Raw genomic sequence first — 26,636 nt, 5'->3', positions numbered from 1 at the left:
GGCGCAGAAGTGCGATGGGGAAAATATAGCATGAAAAAAGAAAAAAGGAGCGTACTTTGAAAAACATAAGCATAACAATCTTTCTGCTGATCATCTGCGCCGCATTAAATGCGCCGTTACACGCGCAAACTGCGGACGAGATACAAACGCTTTTAAAAACTCAAGCTGTGAGTTACGCGCAGGCGGCGCGGTTTGTATTGGAAGCGGCAGACGTGTCGGGCGATTACGACAAAACAAGTGGGCAGGACGCGGTGCGTTTTGCGGCTGAAAAAAATTGGCTGTCCCAAAAAGCGGATGCGCAGGACGCGATTTCGCTGGAAGCGCTTTCGCTCCTCATAATGAAAGCTTTTAATTTAAAGGGCGGGCCAATGTACGCTATTTTTAACAACGCGCATTACAGTTACCGCGAAATGGTTTTTCAGGATCTGATACAGGGGCGAAGCGATCCTCACATGAAAGTGCCGGGCGAAAGAATGTTATTTATCGTCAACCGACTTTTGTACAAGATTGAAGACGACCCCTGGGAGTTTTCGCGCGAGATGACGGCGGAAAAAATATCCGACCAGATTAAGGCGATGGGAATTGCCGACACCAATGTTCGCGTAACGAAAGAAGGCGTAACCATCAGCATTAATAACATACAGTTTCTCGCCAATTCTTCTGAATTGCCGGAAAAAGAAAAAGCGGAAATAGCCGAAATTGCGCGGATACTCAAATCCATTCCGGGCAGAAAAATTCTTGTCGCCGGGCATACCGCGCTTGCGGGAACCGAACAGGAAAGGCTTCAAACGTCTCATGAGCGGGCGCAGTCGGTAGCGGATTACCTTGTCCGCTTGGGGGCGCGCAAAGCGAATGAAATACTAGTCAAAGGATACGGCTCTGAAAGGCCTATCGCGGACAACAGCACGCAGGAAGGCATGGCGCTTAACAGGCGGGTAGAAATTACGATTCTGGAGAATGAATAATGAAAAAGAGATTTACATCATTCGCTCTGTATGCGGCATTTTTCTTTTGCGCGTTTTCACTTAACGCTTTTGATTTCGGCCTTGTTTTCAGCCAGAACGTAGAAATTGACGCTCCCTCTTTTGATTTTGATAAAACCGCTTTCGACATAACAGGCGTTTTAATGCCGAGATTTACTGCGCCGATTGGGGAGACGGGCGGCCTGTATATTTCAGCCGCGATAAGTTACGAAGTTACTAGCGATGATTATTCTTTTTCGATAATACCGGAACTGACAAGAACCGATATTAACTTTAATTTGGGAAACGTAAATTTAAACATAGGGCGTATGTTCTACAATGATCCTTTGGGAATAACAGCTAGCGGCCTTTTTGACGGGGCACAGGCATCGATCATTACACGTAACGGGAATATCAGCGTCGGAGCATGGTACACCGGCTTTTTATACAGGGATAGGGCGGCGATTACGATGACGCTTAACGAACTGAAATCCAGTTACGACAAAGTTGACTATGACGATTTCGCCAATACCTACTTCGCTCCTGCGCGTGTTTTAGCCGCGTTTGAATACAGCCACCCTGCTCTTGCCGGATTCCTCGGCTTAAAAACTTCGATATTAACCCAGTTTGACGCGGGAGATGAAAAGTTAAACAGCCAATATCTGACAGCCGCATTATCTGTTCCGGTAAAATCCTTTATTTTCGATTTGGGCGGATGTTTTGAATTAATCGAGTATAACGATGATATAACTCCCGCGTTTGCCGCAGATATCGGTTTGACATACATAATGCCGACAAAACTAGAAAAACAAATAAAATTATCGTGGCGCTATTCAAGCGGGGTGAGCGAAGATAAATCAATCGGCGCATTTTTGCCCATAACGACTGTTCCCCAGGGAGAGCTTGTGGAAGCGAAACTTTCCAGCTTGTCCCTAATATCACTTGATTTTTCGGGCAGAATAGCGAAGTCATTATCCGCTAACGCGGCGTTTACGTATTTTATCAGAAATGATTTGGGAACGTACAGATATTATCCCATAACCGACGACACTTCAAACGGACATTTACTTGGAGCGGAATTATTCGGTCGGCTTATATGGAATATAACTTCGGGAATCCGTCTGAACTTTGGAACAGGCGTATTCATGCCCGCGTTAGGCGATGCCGCGCCCGAGGCGGATGTTTTATGGCGCATAAAACTTAATTTGGTATTTTCAATATATTAATAGGAGGAAGAAAATGAAAAAATTGCTGTTTGTAACAATTTTTGTTTTAACGGGATTGTACGTATTCGCTCAGGACGCGTATATCGACCAGCTTACCGGCACGGTGGAAATTAAGCAACCAAAAGACGCTTCGTTTAAAACTGCGATAAAAGGCGACAAACTTTTTAAGGACACCATTATATCGACAGGTTTTAAAAGTTACGCGATTGTCATAATCGGCGGCACAACCATAACGGTACGCCCGTTGACGGCTTTATCGTTAGCGGAAATTCAAAAGTCAGAAGAGACTGAAGCTCTGAATGTAAGTTTGCAATCGGGAAGGGTCCGCGTGGACGTAAAGCCTGCCGCCGGAACAAAAGCGCTGACAACGGTAAGTTCGCCGTCTTCAACTGCGTCCGTCCGAGGAACCAGTTTTGAATTTGATACAAATAACCTTTATGTAAACGAAGGCACGGTCAGTTTTTCAGGCAACAACGGGCAGAACGTCCTTGTCGGCGCCGGCGGAAGCAGCCGCGTGGATCAGACGGGACAGGTTACAACGCCAAGAGACGAAAGAACCGCAAACTTAACGCCGCCAAGCCCCGTAGGAACAAGCGCGAAAGAAATGCCTGCCTCCGGCCCTGCCGCCGCGAATACGCCATTTACATTCGAGCTTGAATTTCAGAAGTAGGATTAATGTTGATATATGGCAATAATAAGAAAATACTTTCTGCCGCTGTTAATAATTATTCTGCTCTTTTCCTGCAAAAAGAACGAAAATAACGCCAGTAATATTGAAAATAAAGAAGAATCTATTTCCGAACAGAGTACAGCGGAAGAAACTCTCGACGCTAAACCAAGAAAAGAAGATAAAGACACATTCGAAGAAATGATGAAAAATGATACTGTCGCGGCAGAAATCGCGGTTGATTTTGCAGGTAGGAATGCCTCCGCTATCGGTGGTCCTCCATGGTATCAAGGATCAGGTATAGAAAATGTTTCAGAAATTGAAGCTATAATACCGGTGCAAGGGTATTATATTCAACAATCAGAAAAGCAGTTCCAAGGCGGACGTTCACCGGAAATCCTTGTATTGTCCGTAAAAGATAAAAATGTATATATCAGAGAAATTGATTTAGTAAAAGGAGAAATAGTTACAAGAAAAGAAATTTTACTGCAATTTAATGGTAAAACTTTTGCGCACAATCGCACAAAATTAGAAACAGAAAAAGGAAAAATTCAAATAGTATATTTAGAAAACGCCCCTGAAAAAACATGGCGTGGTCCTTTTGAATATGAAATGCCCTATACCTTTGCCGGTAATCTTAACGATCCTATAAATGATAATGTCCGTAAGTTTACAAGCGATTATATTGAAACTTTCACAGGATATTATGGCTTTGATTCATGCAAAATAATAAAATCTGACAGAGACCAAAGTTTATTTGATATGCAAGATGACGCTCTGCAAATTGTGTATAATAAAGAATTGAAATGTTTAACTGTTTTGTTTAATAGAGCGAGCCGAATTAATCTTGAACCCAAAAATTTTATTGAAACAGATGACGAACGGATTATTTACTGGTTTTTTGGCGAAGGAGCCGGTTATAAAGAAGATAGACTTTATTTTTATAAAGGCGGCATTGTTTATACTCGTGATTATAACGAACCTTATTTTTCCAGTCAAGATGAAGATGGTTATCCTACAAGAGCAATAAATGAAAAATATGTTGTTTTCTTTAAAAAAGAAAATTAAAGCAAAAAACGCGATAAAATCCGCCTGACACTTAAACTTATTTCTGTTACAATTAGCCAATGCGCGAAGCTGACTATCCTTCCTATCTTGACACGCTCAACAGCGAACAACGCCGCGCCGTTCTGCACGCGGGAAAACCGCTGTTAATACTGGCGGGCGCGGGTTCCGGCAAAACAAGGGTAATCACTACAAAGATAGCGTGGCTAATCAGGGATAAGGGAATGGATCCGCGTTCAATTCTGGCGGTAACATTTACAAACAAAGCGGCAAGAGAAATGGCAGAACGCGCAAAGCAGATTGACGAACGCGCGGGGGACGCGATGCTGCGGACTTTTCACTCTTTTGGAGCGTGGTTCCTTCGGCGCAATGGCAGTCTTGCCGGTCTTGATTCTGGCTTTGTCATTTACGATGACGATGATGTCGTCTCCCTTCTTTCTTCAGTTTTGGAAAACACGCCTAAAGCCGACGTGAAACATTACGCGCATAACATTTCCAGAGCGAAAGATTATTTTCTCACCCCCGACGATCCCGAACTTGCAATTATCGATCACAGTAAAAGGTTCCGTGACATTTACAAACGCTACGAAGAACGCATGGCGCAGATAGGCAATGTCGATTTTGGCGACTTGATAAAAAAACCGGTTGAGATTCTCCGCAGTCAGCCGGAAGTGGCGCGGCGTTTCCGCGAGCGGTTTCGGGCAATAATGGTAGACGAGTATCAGGACGCGAATGTGGCGCAGTTCAGTCTGTTAAAAGAACTATGCGGCGCTGATACTTATGTTTGCGTAGTAGGCGATGACGACCAGTCCATTTACCGTTTTCGGGGCGCGGAAGTAAAAAACATACTTGAGTTTCCCGACCGTTTTTCGGGCGCGGACATTATCCGCCTTGAACAAAATTACCGCTCAACATCTAACATTTTAAAAGTTGCATCCTCAGTAGTTGATTACAATCACGACCGTTTGGGAAAAACCCTCCGCGCCGAAAAAGGAGACGGCCCTCTGCCCGTACTTGCCTACCTTCCCGACCAAAACGAGGAAGCGTCTTTTTGCGCGGATAAAATCATCGCCTCCGTAAAAAAGAAAGAAACAGCGTGGTCGGATTGGGCAATCCTTTACCGCACCAACGCGCAATCGGCGGGGTTTGAAACTCATTTCCTGCGAAAAAACATTCCCTACCGTGTTGTCGGTTCATTAAAATTTTACGAGCGCGAAGAAATAAAAGACTCCATTGCGCTTTTAGCTTTTCTTGTAAATCCCCGCGATGAAGTCGCTTTCCGCCGCGTAGTAAACAAACCCACAAGAGGCGTAGGCGCCGTAACAGTTGATAAAATAACAGAAACTTCAATCGAATACGGCGGCAACTTGCTTGACTCAAGTCGCGCCCTGGACTGCTCCGCAAAAGCGCGTAAAGGTTTGAATGAGTTTATAAAAGTAATTGAAGACGCTAAAAAATTGTTAGCTCCTCCGGCGCAAACGCTCGAAGAAGAAAACGCGAAAGATTTGTTGGCTCAATCCGCGCAAACACTGGAAGAAATTGTAAATGACAAAACAAAAAACCTCACTGTAAAAAAATCCGCGAAAAAGAAACTCAAGGCGGAAACTCAGTTGCCAGAAAAGCGCTCGTCAAGAAAACAAAATGAGCTTATTTCAGGCGATAAACTTTCGGTTCTGGTTACAAAAATAATTAATGATTCCGGCCTTGCCGAATATCACAGAACGCAGGATGACGTTACGGGAAATAACAAAATTGGCAATTTACAGGAACTTGTGAATTCGGCAAGCGATTATCCTCAAACCTACGAAGGGCTTGCTGAATTCCTTGAGAACATCGAACTTGACCGCTCAATGGAAGACAAAGCAAACGCAGACAAATCCGGCGATGTGCAAAATGCCGTAACGCTGATTACTTTTCACAACACTAAAGGTTTGGAATTCAAGCGCGTAATAATGACAGGGCTTGAGCAGGGCATCTTTCCAAGAGAAGACAAAAAAGATGACGAGCTTGAAGAAGAGCGCCGTCTCTTTTATGTAGGAGCCACCCGCGCCATGGACGAACTTTATTTAACAACCTGCGCCGAACGTCGAATGTACGGAAAAACTGCGCAAATGCAGCCATCGTTATTTTTGCGCGAGATTGACAGAAATTATTTGCAAATAAAGGAGATTGAGGTAACGCAAAGCGTTGTTGCGCCGCAGTACTCAGGCGGAAGACCATTCATCGGGAGAAATTTTAACCCGCTTAATCCGCAAAACTTACGCGCAAGCGGCGCAAGCAGAGCAAGCGGCGCAAATAGCGGCGCAAATAGCGAACTTGAAAAACGCGCCGGGTGGCGAAGGGGACAGCGTTTGTTTCACGAAGATCACGGTTATGGCGCGGTCATGGGAGTAATGGATAGTGATGAAGGCCCTATTGTGCATGTCCGTTTTGATTCAGGACAGGACAAGCGTTTTTTAAGCGAGCATCAGGGCAGAGCCTATGAAAAAATAGGGGAAGATTGCTAAAATAGATAGTATGGAAATAAAAGACGATTTCAATTTATTAAGAAAAATCCCCACCGTTCTTCGCGCAAGGGGCTTCCGTCTTTATTTATCCAATGGCAAACGTTTAGTCGATCTTTGGCTAAACGGCGGCGCGGCAGTCTTAGGTCACACTCCGCCAAACATTTTACGCGAACTGAAAAACACCGCAAGCCGAGGCCTATATGCGCCCTTCCCCCACTTCACCGAAGCCCGTTACCTGAAATCACTGTCAAAAATTTTTCCGGGGCGCGTTTTTCGCCTCTACGCCGCGCCGCCACAGGAGTTATCCCTACTTTTCAACAACGGAAACGCCAAACTTTGGCGCCCTTTTACCAACCCCGCAGACCCATTCGCAGTGATAGATAATGTCCCTATTCTTATCCCCGTACTCTCCGGCATTCAACTCTGGCGCGGCGGACTGCCATTTGGCTTGTGCGTAACAGCCGCTGAATCTGAAAACCAACTTGCCAATCTGCCGCAGAGCGACATTCTTCCCCCCGTACTGCTTGCAACCGCAACACGTGGAATCTACGACCTGCTCGCCGCGCCGAATAGGGCAACCCTTCAATTACAGCGCGTTGAAAAAGTTTTAAAAAAAAGCCGCTGGCAACGGCACGGCATTTATCTTGAGTTGAGAGAAAAAGTACAAACAGAAAACTGGTCAACTCTATTTCAAAAATTTATGGAAGCGGGATTTTTATTGCCGCCCGCCCCGTCATTTCCACTTGTCCTTCCGGGAGAGTTATCTGACGGAGAAGAGATGAAATTGGCGGCGGTGTTGGGAGAGGGGTAGACAAAAACCGCTAATCTCTCCTTTTTGAGTGATTTTACAGAAAAAGAGGACTGTTAATAATTTTTGAGAAATAGTATATTAAGAATATGATTTCGCCTAATATATGTGAAAAATTCATTTACTTTGGAGGAAGATTATGACAGAACAATTAAAGGAAATCGGCGCCCGGCTTGGGGCGTTACGCGACATTTTTGACATTCCTGTTAAAGAAATGGCGCAGACTTTGAAAATTTCCGTTGAGGAATATTCGGCCTACGAAAGCGGTCAGAAGGATTTTTCGTTCAGCTTTTTACAAAATGCGGCGCAAATTTTCGGCGTGGACGTTGTAGACATTATTTCAGGCGAATCGCCAAAACTTACCAAATGCGCCATTGTCAGAAAAGGCGAAGGTTTCGACATAGAACGCCGCAAGGCTTATGACTATAAACATCTTGCGTTTACCTTCAGCAATAAAAAAGCCGAACCTTTCATTGTAACGGTAGAGCCAAAACAAAATGAGGTGCCGACATTGCACTCGCATGACGGACAGGAGTTTGACTATATGCTTTCCGGCAAAATGGAATTTCACTTTGACAATTTAATCTACGAACTTAACGAGGGCGACAGCGTGTATTTCGATTCGGGCGTGCCGCACGCCATGAAAGCCGCAGGCGGACAGGCGGTAAAATTTCTTGCCGTAGTAATAAAATAAATATGGAGTTTAATTATGCTAATATATGAAAAATTTACCGGAAAAAACAGGGATGACTTTAAATCTTACGAAGACATTATGCAAAACTACAAGATCACCTATAACGATGATTTTAATTTTGCCTATGACGTACTTGACGAATTGGCAAAAAAACAGCCGGACGCTCTCTGTATGCTGTGGATTTCCAACGAAGGCGAAGAAAAGCGTATAACGTTCTCTGACATGGCGCGTTACTCGAATAAAGCGGCGAATTATTTTAAATCTCTCGGAATACGCAAGGGTGATTTTGTGATGCTGGTACTCAAAAGAAGCTATCTGTTCTGGTACTGCATGATGGGTCTGCATAAACTCGGCGCGGTTGCGGTTCAGGCGGCTCATCTTTTAACAAAAGACGATTACATTTACCGCTGTAACTCAGGGGGTATCAAAATGGCAGTCATCACGGGAGACAATAATTGCACCGAGGCATTTGACGGCGGGTTAAGCGAATATGAGACGATAAAAATTAAAGCGGTAACCAAAGGTAAAAAAGCCGGAGACGGATGGCTCGATTTTGAAGCGGGACTGGAAGCCGCCTCCGATGTGTGGCAACGTCCCACAGGAGCGGAAGCTACCTGCGCCACCGATATAATGATCATGTCTTTTTCATCAGGCACTACCGGCTATCCTAAAATGGTAGCGCATGATTACACCTACCCGCTTGGCCACTTGGCGACAGGAGTTTTTTGGCACAGGGTAGAAAAGGGCGGCCTTCACTTTACCATTTCTGATACGGGCTGGCTTAAATCGCTGTGGGGAAAAATGTATGGGCAGTGGCTTGGTGAATGTGCCATACTAACCTACGACTTTGAAAAATTTAACGCGCGCGATATTTTAAAAGTACTGGAAAAATATCACGTAACAAGTTTCTGCGCCCCGCCCACTATGTACCGCTTTATCATGAACGAAGACGTGCCGTCTTACGATCTTTCCAGTCTTAAACACTGCACCGCGGCGGGCGAGGCATTGAGCCAAGATCTGTTTAAAAAGTGGGAAACAATGACGAAGCTCAACATTTACGAAGGTTTCGGGCAGACGGAAACAACAATCTGTTGCGGAACTCTGTACCCTTTCACGGAACCCCACGCCAGTTCGATGGGCATGGAAATCCCCGGTTACGAAATCGCTCTTCTTGACGCGGACGGCAACAAAGTCCCCACGGGCGCAACAGGCGAAATCTGCATGAAAGCCGAGCACCCAAAACCGGGAGTCATCCGCCGTCCGGTCGGCCTGTTTATGGGTTACTACAAAAATGATGAAGCAACAGACAAGGCATGGCATGACGGGTACTTCCACACGGGCGATCTTGCCTATTACGATGAGCAGGGTTATCTGTGGTATGTGGGGCGCAACGATGATGTTATTAAATCGTCAGGCTACCGCATTGGGCCGTTTGAAGTGGAAAGCGTATTATTAAAACATCCCGCTGTAGCCGAAACTGCGGTAACAGGCATACCCGATCCGATACGCGGCTTTAACGTAAAAGCGACAGTAGTGCTTGCAAAAAATTACCAAGCCTCTGACGCGCTCAAAAAGGAATTGCAGGACTTTGTAAAAAAGAACACTGCGCCGTATAAGTACCCAAGAGTTATTGAGTTTGTCAGCGAACTGCCCAAAACCATTAACGGAAAAATTCGCCGCGCGGAAATACGCAACAGGGACATGGGCAAACCTGCGACGGAGACCGATATTTAGAATTATCACCGTTAAAAAGCAACATAATGCCAAACCGCAAGCCGGTATTTAAGTATTATTTAAATATACGGAGAAAAAAATGAAAATTAATGGCGTAAAATTATTTGCGGTAATTGTTTTTGCGGCAGTTATTCTGATAACAGGATGCGTTTCAGATAACGGTAGTAATGAAGATAATGGCGGTAATACGGACAATGGTAGTAATACAGATAACGGCGGTAATAATGAAAATGTTCCCCAAACATGGCTGGACGAGCACGGAAACGAAATTATGAAATACGATTATTCAAAAGCAGATATTGAGGCGGAAATTAAAGCAAAATGGCAGGAGTACGGATACAGTGTAAAACCAACCAAATACATTGCCATAAGTTTTGACGACGGTCCCTGTTCTCCATCCAACAATGGCGGAACTGCCGCCATGCTTGCAAAACTTGATGTATTAAAAGTTAAGGCTACTTTTTTTGTAATAGGGCAGAATGTCCGCTCAAACAAAACCGTCGCGCAGGCAATTTTTAACGCCGGACACGAATTAGGCAATCATTCAGATGGTTACGGCAGTCTGGGCGGATCGTCAACAAGCGACATTGCCGCAAACCTTGACGCGGCTTCGCTGGCAATCAAGGGAATAACCGGAAAATATCCCTGCTTGTTCCGCGCTCCCAATTTAAACCACGGAACAAATTTATCAAAGGTTTGCGAGGATAGGGGCATGGCTCTAATCGACGGAAATGTTCACAACGACTGGGACGGAACCGGCCATACGCCGACATCAATAAAAGACAGCGTTCTTGCTAATCCGCAGGATGGCGGCATTATTCTTTTACATGACAACAATACTTCCAAAGGCGATACGTTTAGCGCTCTGCCTGATATTATCAACGGTCTTAGGGAGAAGGGTTTCTGGATTATGACAGTTGGCCAACTTGCCACAGTAAAAGAAAAACCTTTAGAAGCAGGAAAACGTTACAACTCAATAAATTAGTATAATATTAACTGTTTTTCTTTAATCTTGACCAATATTATTGGACTGGTTTAGCTGTAAAATTAAGTATGTTTTTTATTAATGGAGAAGATCTATGAAATTATTCCATTCACTCCGGTTTCGGTTTGCTTTTATTTTTTCTGTTTTTATAGTTGTTCTGAGCGTTTCATTGTCCTTATTGGGAATACGTCAAACAACAAAAGCGGCATCGGAGGTTTTTTCCGCTCAAGGTATTGCCATAGTGGAGAAAGCGGTTTCCATTGTTAACGGTGACTCATTTGATACTCTAGTCAAATCATTGGATAAAAACGATCCTTTTTATGAAGAAACCAGAATTAAGCTCTTGGAGATTAAAGAATTGTCAGGCTGTCTATACCTGTATACCATGTCTCAGGTAGAGGGTGACACTTGGCAATATATCATTGACGGCAGTTCTGAGCCGGACGATGAAGATAACTTTTCTGAAATTGGGGACAAAGAAGATACCAGCGATTATGACGGAGCGTTCAGGCGGGTCATGATTTCAGGAAAAACTGAATGTAGCGAGTTGGTGGATCAAGGTGAATGGGGCTGGATAGTTTCAATTTACTCCCCTATTAAAAATTCTTCAGGAAAGGTAGTAGGAATCGCGGGATGCGACTTTAACGGAACGAGTCTTCACAACTCAATTGTTTTAGAAATAAAGCAACAGTCAATTATCGGCGGAATTTCCATTATCATTGGCATTGCGCTTGCGGTGTTTTTCATGCGGATGATATTTACGCCAATTAACAATATCAATGCTATTCTGAAAGAAATATCGCTTGGCGAAGGAGACTTAACTAAACGGATCAATATTCACCGGAATGATGAAATTCAGGAATTGGCGACTTATTTTAATATGACGCTTGATAAGATACGCAATCTTATCGTCGTCATCAAGGGAGAAACGTCAAATCTTCATAGTGTAGGCGGCAATCTGGCCTCAAATATGCAGGAGACTGTGGGGGCAATACATCATATTACAGCCCATATCGAAGCTATCAAACAAAAAATAACCAGCCAGTCCGCTTCAGTTTCACAAACCGGCGCGACAATGAATAATGTGACAGCTAACATTGACAAGCTTGATAAAAACGTTGAAGCTCAAACTGAAAGCGTGTCCATGTCTTCTTCCGCAATAGAAGAAATGCTTGCCAGTATAGAGAACGTTACTCAAACTTTGGGACGTAACGCGCAAAGCGTGCAGGAGTTAATCAAAGTATCGGATCACGGACGAACCAGCCTGCAAAAAGTTACGCAGGATATTCAGGAAATCGCCAAAGAATCTGAGGGGCTGATGCAAATCAACTCGGTAATGGAAAACATTTCCAGCCAGACAAATCTTCTTTCGATGAACGCGGCAATCGAAGCCGCCCATGCCGGAGAAGCGGGGAAAGGTTTTGCCGTAGTTGCCGGAGAAATACGCAAATTGGCGGAGAGCGCCGCCCAACAGTCAAAAACAATTTCTGACGTACTCAAAAAAATAAAAATCTCAATAGAAACCATCACCGGTTCAACTAACACCGCGCTTGATAATTTTAATGATGTTGACGAAAAGGTACGCGCCGTTTCGGAGCAGGAAACCAATATTTACACCGCAATGGAAGAGCAGGGACGCGGCAGTAAGCAGATACATGAAGCCGTAAGCAAGTTGAAGGAATTAACCCAAATGGTTAAGCGCGGTTCGACGGAGATGCTGGATGGCAGTAAAGAAGTCATTATGGAAAGCAGAAATCTTGAAAAAGTGACTGTGGAAATCTCTACCGACATGAACGAAATTGTAAACGGCGCGGAAAAGATAAATTCCTCCGTAAGTCAAGTTGAAGTGATAAGCAAAACAAACAAAGACTGTATTGACACCTTATTCAGTGAAGTTTCAAAATTTAAGGTAAATTGAGCCATTTTTTGCGAAAAAACATGGAAATTTTGCCTTTGACAACACCTAATTCGGTCTGAAAAGCAAAATTTTGCAAAATTTAGCCATTATTGCCAAATAAAGAAGAAAATAGCAATGAAAAAACCGATAAAATGCCCAAAAATCAATAAAAAACATAAAAATCAATTTGGCAAATAAGAAGTAAATTTTTCTTGTCATTTTAAATTTTCACTTATTATGTATAATTTTGACCATTACCAATTGACAGTTATTAAATAGTAACTTATTATATAAATATGGCTGAAATAGAATTTCTTAATGATGTTAATTTTGAACTGTATCGCGACCTTATCTACAGGGAAAGCGGTATAACATTCACATCTACAAACCGTTCAATATTGGAAAGCAGGTTAAAAGAACGGTTACGCGAAAAAAACATTACTTCCGTTTCTTCATATCTTGATACAATAAAATCGAGCAAAGAGGAATTAAACGGTTTTTTGGATTCTATCACAACCAATCTGACTCGGTTTTTCAGAAATCAAGCGCATTTTGACGCGCTGGAAAAATATGTTCTTCCGGAATTGATGAACAATATCAAAAAAACTCCGGGAACAATCAGGATATGGAGCGCCGGATGCTCTACAGGAGAAGAACCATACACTATCGCCATGTTATTAAGCGAAGTTCTCCCAAAAGCTTGGAATTTTGAGATTCTTGCAAGCGATATTTCACTTAAATGTTTAATGACGGCAAAAGAAGGTTTCTATGCCGAAAGCAGGATCGTTGGCATCCCCGATAACTACCTTGCAAAATATTTTGACAAAGTAGACGGCGGATTTAAGATACATCCTGATATTCAAGCAAAAATCAAATTTGACTATCACAACCTGAAAAACGACTCCCAGCAAAGAAACCTTGACATTGTTTTCTGTCGTAATGTAATTATTTATTTTGATGAAGCGGCTCAAACTGCGGTTATGAACCGTTTCTGGGATTCTATGGCATCCAGGTCTTTCCTGTTTATTGGTCATTCTGAGTCACTGTTTGGGATGAATACAAAGTTTGAGTTTTTAAAGACCGAATGGGCAACTTTATATTGTAAAAAAGTCTAGGAGAAAGTTAGATGGCAGATGAAATATCCGTTTTGATTGTTGATGACTCAGCGCTAATGCGAAATTTAATCGGACACATGATCGAAGATACGCCGGGCTTAGTTGTTGCCGAAAAAGCCATGAATGGCCGTTTTGCCCTTCAAAAGATACCCCGTGTTAATCCTGATGTTATTTGCCTTGACCTTGAAATGCCGGAAATGAACGGTATTGAATTTTTAAAAGAACGAAAAAAATTAGGAATTGAAATTCCCGTTGTAATACTTTCTTCCATTGCTTCACGAGGCGCGGAAATAACAATGGAAGCTCTCTCTCTCGGCGCAAGCGACTTTATACAAAAGCCTTCAGGCTCCGTATCCGAGGACATTCATGTAGTAAGAGACACTCTTGTAAGCAAGCTTTTAGGTTATGGCGGGTCATACCGCAGATCGCAGGGTAAAAAAGTACTTACCCCCTCGGAATATGAGCCAAAAACTCCAGCCGCAAAAAATTCAGATGTGGCTACTTATTTTAAAATGGCAGTCCAGGCGCCTGCCGCTCCCGCCCAACCTCCTGTCAGAGCGCGTTATCCGGCTAACACTGAAATTATAGCTATCGGTATCAGCACAGGGGGACCTGACGCGTTACGCGTAGTTTTCTCCAATATAGATGCCGATTTAAAAGTGCCAATTGTCGTAGTACAGCACATGCCGGCAGGATTTACAAATGAATTTGCAAAGAGTCTTGACCGTATTTGCCCATTGGATGTAAAAGAAGCGGAAGACGGCGATGAAATAAAACCAGGCAGAATCCTTATCGCGCAGGGCAACAAACATCTTGAAGTAGAAAAAAAGGGATACGGCAACGCGGTTGCCCGTCTTTCCGACTCTCCGCAGGTTTCAGGCCACAGGCCTTCCGCAGACGTGCTTTTCGCATCTGTTGCAATGGCGTTTACAAATCACGCGCTCGGAGTAATCATGACGGGCATGGGACGCGATGGGGCGCAGCACCTTGGCACTATTTACAAAGAAGGCGGCATGACACTCGGTCAGGATGAAGCCAGCGCTGTAGTTTACGGAATGCCCCGTGTCGCTTATGAATTGGGTCATGTTATGGAACAGGTTCCTTTGAATAATATGGCTCGCCGCATCTGCGATGTTGCAAAACAGCAGCGTTAAATTAACTAGCTTTCGCTCTTCTTAGCCTTACATTTTCAATATCACTGCTGAATAATTCTCGAAGATCATTTAATCCCAACGCCATTAGCGCCATGCGGTCTATGCCTATGCCCCATGCTGCGACAGGGACGTTCACTCCAAGACTGGAAGTTACCTCAGGGCGGAAAATGCCGGAACCGCCAAGCTCGAACCAGCCAAGTACCGGGTGTTTGATATGCACTTCAACGGACGGCTCCGTGAACGGGAAGTAGCCGGGAACGTATTTAACTTCTTTCGCTCCGGCGACTTCGAGGGCAAACATTTCCAACATTCCCAAAAGCGTGCGAAGGTTGACGTTTTCACCTAACACAATGCCTTCGGTTTGATAAAAGTCGGGCAGATGGGTCGCATCTACGCGGTCGTAGCGGAAACAACGCACAATACCAAAGTATTTGCCGGGGATTTTCGCCGTTGGCAGTTGTTTCGCGGAAAGCACAGTCCCCTGAGAACGCAGGATAAGCCTCTTTGTAAAATCACGGTCAAAACTGTAGTTCCAGCCTCGGCTGCCCGTTGTGCCTCCGTTTTCATGAGCGGACGCGACATTGGAAAGCCACGGTTCGCTGATTGATTTTGCCAAGGCAATTCTGCTTGCAGAATTGCCAGCAATCCCGTTTACGGAATTGCCAGTTATCTCGCTTGCAGAATTGCCGGCAACCCCGTCTTTGTTAGCGGGATCGGCGACGCTGTACGCGTCGTGAATGTCGCGGGCTGAATGAAACTGCGGCATAAAAAGAGCGTCCGAATTCCAGAATTCAGTCTCAACTAACGGGCCGTCAAATTCTTCAAAACCCAGGGAAGTAAGTTTATCTTTTACATTTTCTAAAAATTTAGCGTAGGGGTTACTTCTGCCCGGCGTTAGGCGAACAGGCGGCGTTTTAACATTGTAAGAGCGGAATGTCTTTCCCTTCCAACTGCCATCCTCAAGCATTGATTGGGTCAAGGAGCCAATTTCATCGCCTGTGATTCCAGCCGCTTTTAGGGCCTGCGCCGCTTCGATGGCGGGAACTTGTCCGCCCTCCGCTGTTGTAAATCCAAAGTAGACCGTTTCACGGTCTATCTGGCGGAACGGCGCATCTGCCGCGCCGCGTTTTTTCGCGATGCCGGACATGGCGTTTTTTTCAGCCGCATTTAAAGAGCTTTCAGCAATTGCGCCTTTTAAGCCTTTTTCCAGCAAACCGCGAAGTACGGCAAATTGATCAGCAGACGGCTCTTTCGACATAATTACATTTTTATCGCCGTCCATTGCAAGTATGCCAAGTTTAGAAAGGCTTCCAAATGCGCTCCCAATGTCTTTATTTTCAATATTAAGCGCCTTCGCAATATCGGGCAATTTAAGTTTTCCGCTCTTTGTTTTTACAAGTTCAACAATGCGCTCTTCGGGGCTGCCTTTCTCTTTCCATACTTTTCCAAGTTCCGTCAATTCAAAAAACACCGCAGTTTCATGCCGGATTTCACTTACCAGCCCCTTGCCGGCAAGCCAGGAAAGTGCTTGATTTCCGTTTCCGGGCTTAAATCCCAGTTCCTGCTCAACCTTTTCTATTGTAAGTTCATCTCCTTTTTTATAATTAAGGAGTATCCGTACTTCCAGCGGATGTAAATTTTTTACAATATTTTTAATATCTATTGGCATAATTACCTCAATTTATATATAAAAATTATCAAAAATTATGTGGGCGGTCAATAGACGAAACCGTTAAAGAAAAAACAAAATTCGCGAAAAATCAAAAAAAATCATGAAATTACTTTTATTTTATAGTATAATATTTGCATATTTTCATTTGTTCATGGAGGTGACAACATGGGAAAGTCACTGCTAACGCCTGTCATTCAAATTGATAGCGATAAATGTATAAATTGTTACGCATGTATCACAGGGTGTCCTGTGAAATTCTGCATGGATGGGTCAGGCGATAAACTGTCTATAAACCCTGACATTTGCATAGGGTGCGGAAATTGTATTTTGGTATGCTCGCACAGCGCAAGAAAATTAGTTGACGATACTCCTCATTTCTTTAGCGATCTTAAACAGGGACAAAAGATGGTTGCCGTCGTGGCCCCTGCTGTCGCGTCGGTTTTTCCGGAAAAATATCTTAATTTAAACGGATGGCTTAAATCCCTCGGCGTAGATACTTTTGACGTAAGTTTCGGCGCCGAATTAACCGTTATTTCATACCTTAATTACATTAAAGCAAAAAATCCCAGAACGGTAATTGCCCAGCCATGCCCCGCGATTGTCAGCTATATTCAGATTTATCATCCTGAATTACTGCCCTATCTTGCGCCGGCGGACAGTCCCATGATGCATACTATAAAAATGATTCGTGAATATTATCCCGATTACAAAAATTATAAAGTTGCCGTTATTTCCCCATGTATCGCCAAACGGCGTGAATTTGATGAAACAAAAATGGGAGATTACAACGTTACAATGTATGCTTTGAAAAATTATATTGAAAAGAATAATATCGATATTTCTTCCTTCCCTGAAACTTTTTATATAGGTCCGCGCGCTGAACGCGCTGTAGGTTTTTCCACTCCGGGCGGTTTGCTGGATACCGCAGAACGATTTGTTCCGGGTATCAGGCGGAAAACTCTAAAGACAGAAGGAGTTCACACAATATATCCGTACTTAAAAGAAATCTCTGAACATCTGAAAGATGATATTGAATTACCGTTATTGATAGACTGCCTGAATTGCGAAAAAGGCTGTAATGGCGGCCCCGGAACAGGGAATAGCAAACAACCAATGGCTGTTATAGAAAACCCGGTCCGCAAACGCATAGCAAGGCTGGAAAAATATCATCATTCTGAAAAAGGAGAATCGGAATATAATAAATATCATAAAGTTTTAAATCAGTACTGGAAGAAAAATTTATACGATAGAACTTACAGGGATTTATCCGATAACTATACAATTAAAAAACCAAATGATGAAGAGCTAAAAGAAGTTTATAAAAGCATGAGAAAATTCAGTGAAAAGGATATATACGATTGTACAAGTTGCGGATACGGAAAATGCCAATCTATGGCAAGGGCTATTTTTAACGGTCTTAATAAACCGGATAACTGCGCCCACTACATACTTGAACGGCTCAAGGATGAAGTGAATACGGCGGAATTAAACAAGCTGCTTACCGAACATATAAACAACGCAACCCTTCTTATCGATGGCATAGTGGAAATTGTACACAATTTGTATCAAAACATAGATTCTCAATCCAAATCCGTAGATGAATCTTCTAAAAAAACTGAAGTAATGGTTAATTCGTTAATGACTACTTCTGACCTTTCACGGCAAAAACGTGAAGACATAAAAGATTTGATAGAAAACACTTCAAAAAGCCAAACATCCATGCAGGAGACAATACAATCAATACAGGGCATTTCCCAATCAGTTGACGGCATAGTGTCCGCAATTAAAATTATCAGCGCAATTGCCGCCAATACAAACTTGCTTTCCATGAATGCGGCAATTGAGGCCGCTCATGCCGGAGAAGCGGGAAGGGGTTTTGCCGTAGTAGCAAACGAAATCCGCCATCTTTCCGTGAGTACAAGGGAAAATTCGCGTAACATATCGCAGACGTTAAAAAACATCATAGACGGCATCTCTAAAACATCAAAACAATCGGGCGATACCGGTACCAGAATTACCGAAATGTCCACGGCGATAAACGACTTTGCTGATACTATGACTAAGCTGATAAACACCTTCAATGAACTGTCCTCCCAAAGCGGAGATATAACAGACGCCCTTTGTGATCTGCGCGACATCAGCAACTTCGTAAAAACTGACTACGATAAAATGATTGCAATGACAAATCAATTACGCGACCAGATGCATGAGTTAGCTTCGATAGCGGATCGGCATGAGGCTGACCATAGATAAATTTAATGTGGAGACACGATGTATGTCTAAAGAATTTATTCGGCATACATTCTGTGTTACATTGCCATTAAAACTGCTTTGTCGCCATTAGCGCCGACTAGTTCACGGCGGACAGGATCAACTATCAAGTCCATAAATTCCAATGGCATTACACCAAGAAGCGTTTTCCCACCGGGTAATACTACGGCATTAACCGAAGCAAAACGATCTTTCCATTGAATTTGTACAGGATCGGTAACTTTACATTCTATTTTTCCGCCTCCGGCAAGGTTTATTTCGCGTTTTTCAACTTCCGACACTCCTAACTGTTTGAATGTGTCCTCTGTGATTACTAATGTTGTGGCTCCGGTATCGACTACGGCGGTTAATGTTACGGTACGGACTTCTTTTTCGGTTATATGCCCATCTTTGAGACGAATTAGATCACCTGCGTTTTTAACGGTGATTTCTGCGGATACGTTTCCCATACGATCCTCCTGCTTTAATTATATCGTAAAAAAGCGGTTCGTACAGTATACTATGTCCTACTGTTTCGTCCATGTCTGACTGTACACGCACTGGTAACAGATAGCTTTGTGTACAACACGATGTATGCCCAAAGAATTTATTTAGTACAGTCAAGGATTTTATTCGGCATACATCTTCTAGCGGTAATAAGCATTTTATTACCGTGATCACATCCCATTATAGTGTACCATACAAGGCAGGGTACGTTACGAAAAAGTTGTAACAGATAGCTATGCGTTAGCTTGCTATGCTCTACTGTTTCGTCCATGTCTGACTGTCTTCGTTGGGTTTGGTGTATGTCCATCCCCATACGATTCAATATTCTATAGTTTATTTTTGATTTCAAGCGATGCAAATATTTCTGCAATTTCGTATATTTTAATGGCAATTTCCACATATTTTGCAAATTCTGTTTTCTTATTCCCTGAATTGTCCAAAGCTTTGCATATTGCTATAACCATTTCCTTGATAAAATCAATTTGAATAGAGTTATGCTTGCCTGTTTTACACCATGTGGCAAAATGATCGCAGTTATTCAAAGGCAGGTTATATCCAGTATCATTTAAACGTGAATGCGCTCTGGTTATAACTTCGTTGGGAGGAAAACATTTCTCATTTGGGAATTCAACAACGAAAACAGGAAAACCATCAGCAAATTTTTCAAGAGATGTTTTACATATAATAGCGGTTTCCTTTGATTTTGAAGCATTTTCCGTTGATGCAAAATGAATAACGGAATTTTCATCTTCGTATATGCCGCAATGGAAATAAGGAAAACGAAAAGCCCAAACTACATCGCCTTTGCTTGGTGGTTGAAATTTGCTACTAATATTCATACAAGTCCTCCGAAATTGTCCATTGAGAAACAGAAGCTGATGAAGGCGTACCAGTTGTAAGGCTGTTGTACACATTGGTATTGCTTCGCATTGTTGAAAGTTGTGAACTAACCAAAGCGGCGGTAAGGTTATTTATAGATAGCGTAGTTTCCGACCGTGTTGAATAAACAAAAACTAAATTCCGTCCTTTATTCGATACATATGGACCTATATACCCACTAGGTGGAACCCAAGAAGAAACACTTGGAATACCAGAAAGTGAAATCCAGTTCTTAGCTGTATTGTAAGAAACTGGATTCCATCTACCATCTGATAATGCCAATATTATTCTAACATAATGATTTGGCATTGTAGAATAAGAATCATTTCTTAATACACGACTAGCACTAATTGAAACAGATACTGTTGCTGTTGCGGGAATACCGAGAACTGAAGAAGTACTTCCTACATCGAAACCGCTATTTCCACTATAGGTTAATACTGCATGTAGAAAAAAGCCAACATCAGTTTGTTTAACGGTATAAGTATTACCATAACCTACACTTGTTTTTTTTAAAACATCATCTGAATACGTGAGTTCTTCTGTTGTTTTATACCAAGTCCATGATGGGCTACCTATTACCTCATGATTAAACGGGTTACTATAACTAGCAGTTATAGTTTCTCCTATAACAGGATAATAATTGTCAATGTCAACAAACACTCTTAAAGATGGTCTGTTATCATAATCGTCATCTGTTGACCCGTCACCGCACCCAATAACCATCATTCCGAATACTAATACCAGTATCCCTAACCAGAAATTTTTGTTTACCATAGTTTTTTCCTCCTTACTTTGGTAACAAAGTTTTATTATGCATTTAGATTTATTAAATTCTGATATATATTCAGAATTTATAATGCATAATTAAACGCTTGATTAAATCAAGTTAAATTTTTTCATTTCACTCCCATTAATAAATCCTTCGTTGAATCTCTCATGATTTCCCGCCCAATACTGTCAGGCACAGGAGTCCCCGGACGATTCTGTATGGCAATAAGAGATTGAGCAATGTTTTTAAGGTGCTTTCGTTCTTTGTCAACGATACTGTTAAGACCGGAGTATAGAAGAAATATATTTTCACCATCAAAGACATGGTAATTTGATAATCTCATAGATGTAAAATATACATCATAGATGTAAATATGTCAACGATAAATTAACAAAAAAACACTAATTTAAGAATAAATTACCCATTATTACCTTTATCTTGTTATCTATGATGATATTTGTTAAACTATGGTGATGACGGTAAATGAGCGGTTAGCCTATGCTCGAAAGAAACTGCACTTAACCCAAGCCCAATTTTCCAAAAAAATATGCGTTACTACCGGTTTTTTAGGTTCTATGGAGATTGGCGACCGTAAAATCAATCCTCGCATGATCAAGCTTATCAACCTAACCACTGGCATCAGCGCAAAATGGCTGGAAACGGGAAAAGGGGAAATGTTCGCAAGCGAGCCAGATCGGGAAATTGAGGAAATTGTCAACCTTTACCGCCAGTTAAATCCCTTCTTTAAGGGCTATTTCAAGCGGCAGTTGCTGGAGATTATTAATTACGAAAATAGTACTAGAACGGAAAAAGAGGAATAGAATATTTTCATTTTTCATAAAATGTGCGTTAAGATGTATGCTTTAAATAGTCGCTTTAAGTTTTTCACCAATCGCTTCATCAATTAGAACATTAATACTTTTACCATACAATTTTGCCTGTTTTGCGAGTTGATAATGACGTTCTTTAGTCGTCCTATAAGTTATGTTTCCCTTAAAATCCTTTATTTTAAGAGGTTCGGGAATTTCCATGTTATTCTCAAGGCTTGTTGTAACATAAGAAGCAAGCGCCTCTTTTAAATTTGACAATACTTCTTCACGAGTTTGTCCACAAGTCATATAGCGTTCAAGCTCAACAATACTGCCTAAAAAACAGCCATCAACTTCAGACCATTCAATAATATAAGAATAAGGAAGACTCAAATAATAATCTAAATTTTTTTCATTCATTTTTATACCCCTCATTAATTAACGCTTCCTGTAATTTTTCCAACAAGTACAACTTTAGCGGATTTTGAGTAAGAACTATTGTAACAGACTGACAATTTACTTTCCTGAAAGTAAGATGAGAACCACCAATCGGTGTTGCCTTAAACCCCAACTTCTTAAGAACTTTTACAGCTTCATCTGGGGTAATATCTGCATTATCCCTAAAAATCTTCTGTATAAGTTTATCGTGCTTACCTATAATAAATGATAGCATATTTGCTATCATTTGTCAATAATATTGATACTTACCTGTCTTCAACCTAACCACCGTTATCAGCGCAAAATGGTTGGAAACCGGAAAAGGGGAAATGTTCGCCAGCGAGCCGGATCGGGAAATTGTAAATCTTTACCGCAAAAAACATAGAGTCTTGCGAAAGTAAAAAATCATAATAAAAACTGTATATTTCTTTTTGGCAAAACTTCTAAGCTAAAAAAGTCGTAGGCTTTTTTAGCTTAATTTACACTCGTTTTCAACCCTCGCTCTTTCTCAAACCGGCTGACAGCCAATTCAATTAAGCGGGTAATAAGCTCGGTGTAACTTATTCCGCTTGCTTCCCACATTTTTGGATACATGCTTATCTTTGTAAAACCCGGCATTGTGTTTATTTCATTGACTATTATTTCGCCGCTGGTTTTTAAAAAGAAATCCACGCGCGAAAGCCCTTCACAGCAGAGTACCTGAAAAACTTTTACCGCAAGGTTTTGAATCCGCTTTTTTGTCACATCATCAAGTTTCGCGGGGATTTCAAGAGCGGCGCCTTTTTCATCAAGATACTTGGCATCGTAAGAATAAAAGTCATGAGAGGGAATTATTTCACCGGGTACGGACGCGGCGGGGTTTTCATTTCCCAGAACGGCACATTCTATTTCTCTGCCGGGGATAAATTCTTCTATGATGATTTTTGTGTCGTATAAAAAAGCGTCCTTTAACGCGGCGGCTAATTCCGCTTCACTGCGAACTTTGCTGATTCCGACAGAAGAGCCCATGTTCGCGGGTTTAATAAAAAACGGAATGCCTAATTCGTTTTTTATTTCCGTAAAGGGCGGTATTTTTTCATGACTTTTAATAGTGATAAATTTTCCAATGGGGATTCCCGCATCACGCAAAAGCCGCTTCATCACATCTTTGTCCATGCCAACTGCGGAGCCAAGCACTCCGGGGCCGACGTAGGGAATGTCAGCTAACTTTAAAAAACCTTGTACTGTTCCGTCTTCGCCAAAAGGTCCGTGCAGAATGGGAAATACTACGTCAATGTTAAAATTACCCGCGCCTTCTGCGGAAAACATTCCGTTGCTTTCGGGGCGCAGAGAGACATCTTTGCCGTTTGGATTGATTTTTACAAGAGCGGGATTGTCGGAGTTAAGTAAAAATTTTTCTGCGTCATTTATCAGCCAGCGGCCTGTTTTATCTATACCGATTAAGACGGGATCGAACTTTGTCCTGTCAATCGCCTCGTAGACATTTTTTGCGGATAACAAAGAAATTTCGTGTTCTGCGGACTTGCCGCCAAAAAGTATGCCGACTCTTTTCATAATTACCGCCCCGTAAGCCGCCGCCAGGGATTCACTCCGAAGCGAATCTGAAAATAAAGCCAGCCAGTGGCAAAGCCGGCAAGATGGGTAAGGTGCGCTACTCCGCTATTGCGTCCGGTTACTGAAAAAATCAATTCAAGCGCGGTAAAACCAAGCACCATCACGGGGGCGCGAAGGGGAAGTATCCCCCAAATATAAAGAATTGAATCGGGAAAAAATATCGCATAAGCTAGTTCAACGGCAAATAGAGCGCCGGACGCTCCGATAAGCGGGACATAAGGAGATGTAAAGAAATATACTCCAAAAGAAAAAACTCCCGCCAGCGCGCCTGTAAGAAGGTAATAAAGCAAAAACTCGCGGCTGCCCATCTGCCTTTCAACTTGAACTCCAAAAATAAAAAGCCCTAGCATATTGAAAAGAATGTGGGTAACGCTGCCGTGCATGAACATATAAGTAATAAAAGACCAAATCCATCCATGTATAACCGTAAATGGGATCATTGCCATCGCATTTGCAAGGGATACGGGTATTTTTTCCATGTCTACATTCAGAGTTACCCTGATTTGATTTCCTAAAAACCTCATAAATATATAGACGAGAATGTTAATTCCTATAAGCCAAAATACAACACCGTCATTACTGTATCTTAAAGGCCGCCTGATTATGTTCATACTTTAAGAATAAAGATAGATTTAAATAAGGTCAACCTGTCGCATTGCCTTCAATTTTCTTATAAATTACTGTAAATAATTTAATAAAAGTGTTATACTGTCATAAATATTAGACAAATATATGACGGCGGGAATAGACCGCAATAGGAGGATGAAAATGAAAAAAAAATTATTACTTATGGCGGCAGTTCTGATATGCGGATTAATGTGTACTACTTGTAGTATATTAGCCGGTTTATTAAAAGATGTGGTTAAAGCGCCTGAGGTAACGCTCAAATCAGTTGACTTTTCCAAGATTGATTTTAATGGACTCACCTTGCTAAGCACGGTGGATGTAAAAAATGACAATTCCATTGATATTCCGCTCCCGAAGATCGATTGGGATTTATCAATTGTTAATAATCCCTTTGTAAAAGGAATCATAGAGAGTAATGGTTCGCTTAAATCCCGTGGATCAACGCAAGTACAATTTCCGGTGAGTTTTACCTATGTGAATCTGATTAAAGCAATCACTTCTCTGAATGATAATAATGCCTCGTATAAAATAAAAATGATAGCGCATATTCCCATAAAAGGACTTGGGGATTTGTCTTTTCCCCTTGAGCATGAAGGAAAATTACCTCTCTTGCGCCTTCCTGATATAAGCATCGCGGCAGCACCCAGTACAACATTCACTTACGGCTCTATTCCCGGCGTTCCTACAGGCGCGAATATTTCATTAGCTTTGAATGTAAAAAACAACAGCAATATTGCCGTAAAAATTAATGATCTTTCCTATGTTCTGCAAATTGGCAATACTTCGTTATCCAGGGTGGGAATTACCGGCAGTCCTAACATAAAATCCGGCGCTACAGAAAAAATAACCTTTCAACTTCCTGTAGCTCTTAAAGATCTTACTGCAATCGGAGTCAACGTTCTTAAAGGCAATTTTAATTTTAACCTTACCGGTAATTATAAATTTGGTCTTCCTGATTTCCCGTTCCTCAATGATGTAGGCGATTCGTTCAGTTTGCGGAAATAGTAACTATCCGCTGATACTCTTCAATCGTTTCCGCGTGAACGGCTTTTTCGCGTAAAACCGCGCCGCCGACAACGCCTTTTGTGTAGGCGCAGAATTGTTTTCGCATTTCAAGACAAGCTGTGCGCTCGCCAATGTCTGCGGCAAGCATTTCAAGGTGGCGCATGGCAACGGCTATCCGCGCAGAAACCGAAACATGCTCCCATGAGCCTGTTTCCAACAGGGAACGGGTTTGCGAAAAGATAAACGGATTGCCCTGCGCACCCCTTGCGAACATTACCGCCGCACAGCCTGTGTCTTTGAGCATTTTTTGCGCGTCCTCCGGCGTGTAAAGATCACCGGAACCTGTAACGGGGATTTGCAGGCGGGAAACTAAATCCGTAATGTGTGACCAATTGCTTTTGCCGCCGTAATTTTGCGCGCGTGTTCGGGGATGCAGGCTGACCATTGCCGCTCCCGCCTCAACAGCAATTCGTGCGCACTCAGCGTAGTTTAGCGAAGCACTGTCCCACCCTGAACGGATTTTTATTGTTACCGGAACACTGCCTAAACTTTCACGGGAAGCGCGAACTGCGGCCTCCACTATTCTGCCAATGCCGGACGGATTTTTCATCAATGCAGACCCTGCGCCGTTTTTTACAACTTTGGGAACAGGGCAACCGGCGTTAATATCCACAGCGTCCGGCTTCAGTGGCGCAAGCAGAGAAGCCGCCCTGTAGACAGATTCGCTCTCCGCGCCAAATAATTGTATCGCGTAGAATTTTTCTTTCTCCCCCCGCCGAACCAAATTGATGGCGGCTGTGTTTGCGCCTGATGACGCTCCCAATTCCGCCCCCAACCCGTACCGCCCAAAATTACGGTACAATGCTTCGGCGGAGACAAGCTCCGTAAACGAAAAACACGCCCCCTCTTCGGCGCAAATGGAACGAAACGCACGGTCAGTGTAACCGGCTACAGGCGCAAGAAAAAGGTTTCCTGGCAGTTCAAGAGAGCCTATTTTAATGGGGTGGAAGAGAGTTGTGGATAATGGGGAGTAGGGGGGCAGCGTTGCTGCCTTAGGGAGTGGGGAGTGGGGAAAAGCGAAATTTTCTTTTTCCTTTGTTTGTTTTATCTCGTTGTTAAAAATTTTTTCGCTCTCCCTATTGTTCGTATCCCTTACCCTTGCTCTCTGGTATGCCTTAATTTCTTTATTATATGTCTTAATTAACATAAAACAAAGAGAAATCTCCTAAAAAATCCTTCATTTTGATTC

24 protein-coding genes are annotated in these 26,636 nt (G+C 42.5%); 15 read left to right on the top strand and 9 right to left on the bottom strand.

The window, feature by feature from the left end; translation table 11 throughout:
* The first annotated feature begins 56 nt into the window (after window positions 1-56).
* The 12 genes from ACYVRH_RS03345 (at window position 57) to ACYVRH_RS03290 (ending at window position 14,814) form a co-directional block, all read left to right on the top strand.
* Window positions 57-965 (top strand): OmpA family protein, encoded by a 909-nt coding sequence (locus ACYVRH_RS03345; RefSeq protein WP_461255516.1) that lies wholly within the window; start codon window positions 57-59, stop codon window positions 963-965.
* Window positions 965-2,188, top strand: coding sequence for a hypothetical protein (locus ACYVRH_RS03340; RefSeq protein WP_461255515.1), 1,224 nt, complete (start codon window positions 965-967; stop codon window positions 2,186-2,188). The genes ACYVRH_RS03345 and ACYVRH_RS03340 overlap by 1 nt, the downstream gene beginning before the upstream one ends.
* Window positions 2,189-2,201: 13 nt before the next feature.
* The gene (locus tag ACYVRH_RS03335; RefSeq protein ID WP_461255514.1) at window positions 2,202-2,858 is read left to right on the top strand and encodes a FecR family protein; all 657 of its coding nucleotides are present in this window, start codon (window positions 2,202-2,204) and stop codon (window positions 2,856-2,858) included.
* A gap of 15 nt (window positions 2,859-2,873) precedes the next feature.
* Window positions 2,874-3,923 (top strand): hypothetical protein, encoded by a 1,050-nt coding sequence (locus ACYVRH_RS03330; protein ID WP_461255513.1) that lies wholly within the window; start codon window positions 2,874-2,876, stop codon window positions 3,921-3,923.
* Window positions 3,924-3,982: 59 nt separating this feature from the next.
* Complete coding sequence (locus ACYVRH_RS03325) at window positions 3,983-6,427, top strand: ATP-dependent helicase (RefSeq protein WP_461255512.1); 2,445 nt, start codon at window positions 3,983-3,985, stop codon at window positions 6,425-6,427.
* Between the two features lie 10 nt (window positions 6,428-6,437).
* A complete protein-coding gene (locus tag ACYVRH_RS03320) occupies window positions 6,438-7,238 on the top strand; it encodes a hypothetical protein (protein ID WP_461255511.1) in 801 nt (266 codons plus the stop codon).
* Between the two features lie 136 nt (window positions 7,239-7,374).
* Window positions 7,375-7,929 carry a helix-turn-helix domain-containing protein gene (locus tag ACYVRH_RS03315; RefSeq protein ID WP_461255510.1) on the top strand — a complete coding sequence of 185 codons (555 nt, stop codon included), beginning with the start codon at window positions 7,375-7,377 and terminating at the stop codon, window positions 7,927-7,929.
* A gap of 15 nt (window positions 7,930-7,944) precedes the next feature.
* The gene (locus tag ACYVRH_RS03310) at window positions 7,945-9,663 is read left to right on the top strand and encodes an AMP-binding protein (protein WP_461255509.1); all 1,719 of its coding nucleotides are present in this window, start codon (window positions 7,945-7,947) and stop codon (window positions 9,661-9,663) included.
* A gap of 79 nt (window positions 9,664-9,742) precedes the next feature.
* Window positions 9,743-10,648, top strand: a complete 906-nt coding sequence (locus tag ACYVRH_RS03305) for a polysaccharide deacetylase family protein (RefSeq protein ID WP_461255508.1) — start codon at window positions 9,743-9,745, stop codon at window positions 10,646-10,648.
* A gap of 94 nt (window positions 10,649-10,742) precedes the next feature.
* On the top strand, window positions 10,743-12,566 hold the full coding sequence (locus ACYVRH_RS03300) for a methyl-accepting chemotaxis protein (protein WP_461255507.1): 1,824 nt from the start codon (window positions 10,743-10,745) through the stop codon (window positions 12,564-12,566).
* A gap of 275 nt (window positions 12,567-12,841) precedes the next feature.
* Window positions 12,842-13,660: a CheR family methyltransferase gene (locus ACYVRH_RS03295; protein WP_461255506.1), complete on the top strand. Its 819-nt coding sequence runs from the start codon at window positions 12,842-12,844 to the stop codon at window positions 13,658-13,660.
* Between the two features lie 11 nt (window positions 13,661-13,671).
* Entirely contained in the window at window positions 13,672-14,814 is a 1,143-nt protein-coding gene (locus ACYVRH_RS03290; protein ID WP_461255505.1) for a protein-glutamate methylesterase/protein-glutamine glutaminase, read from the top strand.
* A 1-nt stretch (window position 14,815) separates the two neighbouring features.
* Here the strand turns inward: ACYVRH_RS03290 and pheS are convergent, their stop codons facing one another.
* A complete protein-coding gene (pheS, locus tag ACYVRH_RS03285) occupies window positions 14,816-16,477 on the bottom strand; it encodes a phenylalanine--tRNA ligase subunit alpha (RefSeq protein ID WP_461255572.1) in 1,662 nt (553 codons plus the stop codon).
* A gap of 174 nt (window positions 16,478-16,651) precedes the next feature.
* On the opposite strand from pheS, the gene ACYVRH_RS03280 reads away from it, so the two are divergent.
* Window positions 16,652-18,739, top strand: coding sequence for a [Fe-Fe] hydrogenase large subunit C-terminal domain-containing protein (locus tag ACYVRH_RS03280; protein WP_461255504.1), 2,088 nt, complete (start codon window positions 16,652-16,654; stop codon window positions 18,737-18,739).
* Window positions 18,740-18,795: 56 nt separating this feature from the next.
* Here the strand turns inward: ACYVRH_RS03280 and ACYVRH_RS03275 are convergent, their stop codons facing one another.
* The 3 genes from ACYVRH_RS03275 to ACYVRH_RS03265 form a co-directional block, all read right to left on the bottom strand.
* Window positions 18,796-19,206: an aspartyl protease family protein gene (locus ACYVRH_RS03275; RefSeq protein ID WP_461255503.1), complete on the bottom strand. Its 411-nt coding sequence runs from the start codon at window positions 19,204-19,206 to the stop codon at window positions 18,796-18,798.
* A 363-nt stretch (window positions 19,207-19,569) separates the two neighbouring features.
* Window positions 19,570-20,082 carry a lecithin retinol acyltransferase family protein gene (locus tag ACYVRH_RS03270; RefSeq protein WP_461255502.1) on the bottom strand — a complete coding sequence of 171 codons (513 nt, stop codon included), beginning with the start codon at window positions 20,080-20,082 and terminating at the stop codon, window positions 19,570-19,572.
* Complete coding sequence (locus ACYVRH_RS03265; RefSeq protein ID WP_461255501.1) at window positions 20,072-20,899, bottom strand: hypothetical protein; 828 nt, start codon at window positions 20,897-20,899, stop codon at window positions 20,072-20,074. Before ACYVRH_RS03265 ends, ACYVRH_RS03270 begins: the two co-directional genes overlap by 11 nt.
* 462 nt (window positions 20,900-21,361) lie before the next feature.
* Here ACYVRH_RS03265 and ACYVRH_RS03260 point away from each other — a divergent pair, with 462 nt between their 5' ends.
* Window positions 21,362-21,715, top strand: coding sequence for a helix-turn-helix domain-containing protein (locus tag ACYVRH_RS03260; RefSeq protein WP_461255500.1), 354 nt, complete (start codon window positions 21,362-21,364; stop codon window positions 21,713-21,715).
* 42 nt (window positions 21,716-21,757) lie between these two features.
* Here ACYVRH_RS03260 and ACYVRH_RS03255 read toward each other — a convergent pair whose 3' ends face one another.
* From ACYVRH_RS03255 to ACYVRH_RS03240, 4 genes are all read right to left on the bottom strand, one after another.
* On the bottom strand, window positions 21,758-22,123 hold the full coding sequence (locus tag ACYVRH_RS03255) for a toxin-antitoxin system HicB family antitoxin (RefSeq protein WP_461255499.1): 366 nt from the start codon (window positions 22,121-22,123) through the stop codon (window positions 21,758-21,760).
* Window positions 22,116-22,388: a type II toxin-antitoxin system HicA family toxin gene (locus ACYVRH_RS03250; RefSeq protein ID WP_461255498.1), complete on the bottom strand. Its 273-nt coding sequence runs from the start codon at window positions 22,386-22,388 to the stop codon at window positions 22,116-22,118. Before ACYVRH_RS03250 ends, ACYVRH_RS03255 begins: the two co-directional genes overlap by 8 nt.
* A gap of 227 nt (window positions 22,389-22,615) precedes the next feature.
* Window positions 22,616-23,695 carry a D-alanine--D-alanine ligase gene (gene ddlA, locus ACYVRH_RS03245; RefSeq protein ID WP_461255497.1) on the bottom strand — a complete coding sequence of 360 codons (1,080 nt, stop codon included), beginning with the start codon at window positions 23,693-23,695 and terminating at the stop codon, window positions 22,616-22,618.
* Between the two features lie 2 nt (window positions 23,696-23,697).
* Window positions 23,698-24,279 (bottom strand): rhomboid family intramembrane serine protease, encoded by a 582-nt coding sequence (locus tag ACYVRH_RS03240; RefSeq protein WP_461255496.1) that lies wholly within the window; start codon window positions 24,277-24,279, stop codon window positions 23,698-23,700.
* A gap of 244 nt (window positions 24,280-24,523) precedes the next feature.
* Between ACYVRH_RS03240 and ACYVRH_RS03235 the strand changes: the two genes are divergently transcribed.
* Window positions 24,524-25,387 carry an LEA type 2 family protein gene (locus ACYVRH_RS03235; RefSeq protein WP_461255495.1) on the top strand — a complete coding sequence of 288 codons (864 nt, stop codon included), beginning with the start codon at window positions 24,524-24,526 and terminating at the stop codon, window positions 25,385-25,387.
* Here ACYVRH_RS03235 and dusB read toward each other — a convergent pair.
* Entirely contained in the window at window positions 25,371-26,594 is a 1,224-nt protein-coding gene (gene dusB / locus ACYVRH_RS03230) for a tRNA dihydrouridine synthase DusB (protein ID WP_461255494.1), read from the bottom strand. The genes ACYVRH_RS03235 and dusB overlap by 17 nt on opposite strands.
* Window positions 26,595-26,636 lie beyond the last annotated feature (42 nt).

The organism is Treponema sp. R80B11-R83G3, from assembly GCF_054786115.1.
The sequence above is the reverse complement of the archived record's forward strand: the minus strand, read 5'-3'. Positions and strand labels throughout refer to the sequence as shown.

Bases quoted from the DNA above. Each gene is read 5' to 3' on its own strand.
- ACYVRH_RS03340 (WP_461255515.1), top strand. From the start codon at position 965: ATGAAAAAGAGATTTACATCATTCGCTCTGTATGCGGCATTTTTCTTT.
- ACYVRH_RS03335 (WP_461255514.1), top strand. From the start codon at position 2,202: ATGAAAAAATTGCTGTTTGTAACAATTTTTGTTTTAACGGGATTGTAC.
- ACYVRH_RS03330 (WP_461255513.1), top strand. From the start codon at position 2,874: ATGGCAATAATAAGAAAATACTTTCTGCCGCTGTTAATAATTATTCTG.
- ACYVRH_RS03325 (WP_461255512.1), top strand. From the start codon at position 3,983: ATGCGCGAAGCTGACTATCCTTCCTATCTTGACACGCTCAACAGCGAA.
- ACYVRH_RS03320 (WP_461255511.1), top strand. From the start codon at position 6,438: ATGGAAATAAAAGACGATTTCAATTTATTAAGAAAAATCCCCACCGTT.
- ACYVRH_RS03315 (WP_461255510.1), top strand. From the start codon at position 7,375: ATGACAGAACAATTAAAGGAAATCGGCGCCCGGCTTGGGGCGTTACGC.
- ACYVRH_RS03310 (WP_461255509.1), top strand. From the start codon at position 7,945: ATGCTAATATATGAAAAATTTACCGGAAAAAACAGGGATGACTTTAAA.
- ACYVRH_RS03305 (WP_461255508.1), top strand. From the start codon at position 9,743: ATGAAAATTAATGGCGTAAAATTATTTGCGGTAATTGTTTTTGCGGCA.
- ACYVRH_RS03300 (WP_461255507.1), top strand. From the start codon at position 10,743: ATGAAATTATTCCATTCACTCCGGTTTCGGTTTGCTTTTATTTTTTCT.
- ACYVRH_RS03295 (WP_461255506.1), top strand. From the start codon at position 12,842: ATGGCTGAAATAGAATTTCTTAATGATGTTAATTTTGAACTGTATCGC.
- ACYVRH_RS03290 (WP_461255505.1), top strand. From the start codon at position 13,672: ATGGCAGATGAAATATCCGTTTTGATTGTTGATGACTCAGCGCTAATG.
- ACYVRH_RS03280 (WP_461255504.1), top strand. From the start codon at position 16,652: ATGGGAAAGTCACTGCTAACGCCTGTCATTCAAATTGATAGCGATAAA.
- ACYVRH_RS03275 (WP_461255503.1), bottom strand. From the start codon at position 19,206: ATGGGAAACGTATCCGCAGAAATCACCGTTAAAAACGCAGGTGATCTA.
- ACYVRH_RS03270 (WP_461255502.1), bottom strand. From the start codon at position 20,082: ATGAATATTAGTAGCAAATTTCAACCACCAAGCAAAGGCGATGTAGTT.
- ACYVRH_RS03265 (WP_461255501.1), bottom strand. From the start codon at position 20,899: ATGGTAAACAAAAATTTCTGGTTAGGGATACTGGTATTAGTATTCGGA.
- ACYVRH_RS03260 (WP_461255500.1), top strand. From the start codon at position 21,362: ATGGTGATGACGGTAAATGAGCGGTTAGCCTATGCTCGAAAGAAACTG.
- ACYVRH_RS03255 (WP_461255499.1), bottom strand. From the start codon at position 22,123: ATGAATGAAAAAAATTTAGATTATTATTTGAGTCTTCCTTATTCTTAT.
- ACYVRH_RS03250 (WP_461255498.1), bottom strand. From the start codon at position 22,388: ATGATAGCAAATATGCTATCATTTATTATAGGTAAGCACGATAAACTT.
- ddlA (WP_461255497.1), bottom strand. From the start codon at position 23,695: ATGAAAAGAGTCGGCATACTTTTTGGCGGCAAGTCCGCAGAACACGAA.
- ACYVRH_RS03240 (WP_461255496.1), bottom strand. From the start codon at position 24,279: ATGAGGTTTTTAGGAAATCAAATCAGGGTAACTCTGAATGTAGACATG.
- ACYVRH_RS03235 (WP_461255495.1), top strand. From the start codon at position 24,524: ATGAAAAAAAAATTATTACTTATGGCGGCAGTTCTGATATGCGGATTA.
- dusB (WP_461255494.1), bottom strand. From the start codon at position 26,594: ATGTTAATTAAGACATATAATAAAGAAATTAAGGCATACCAGAGAGCA.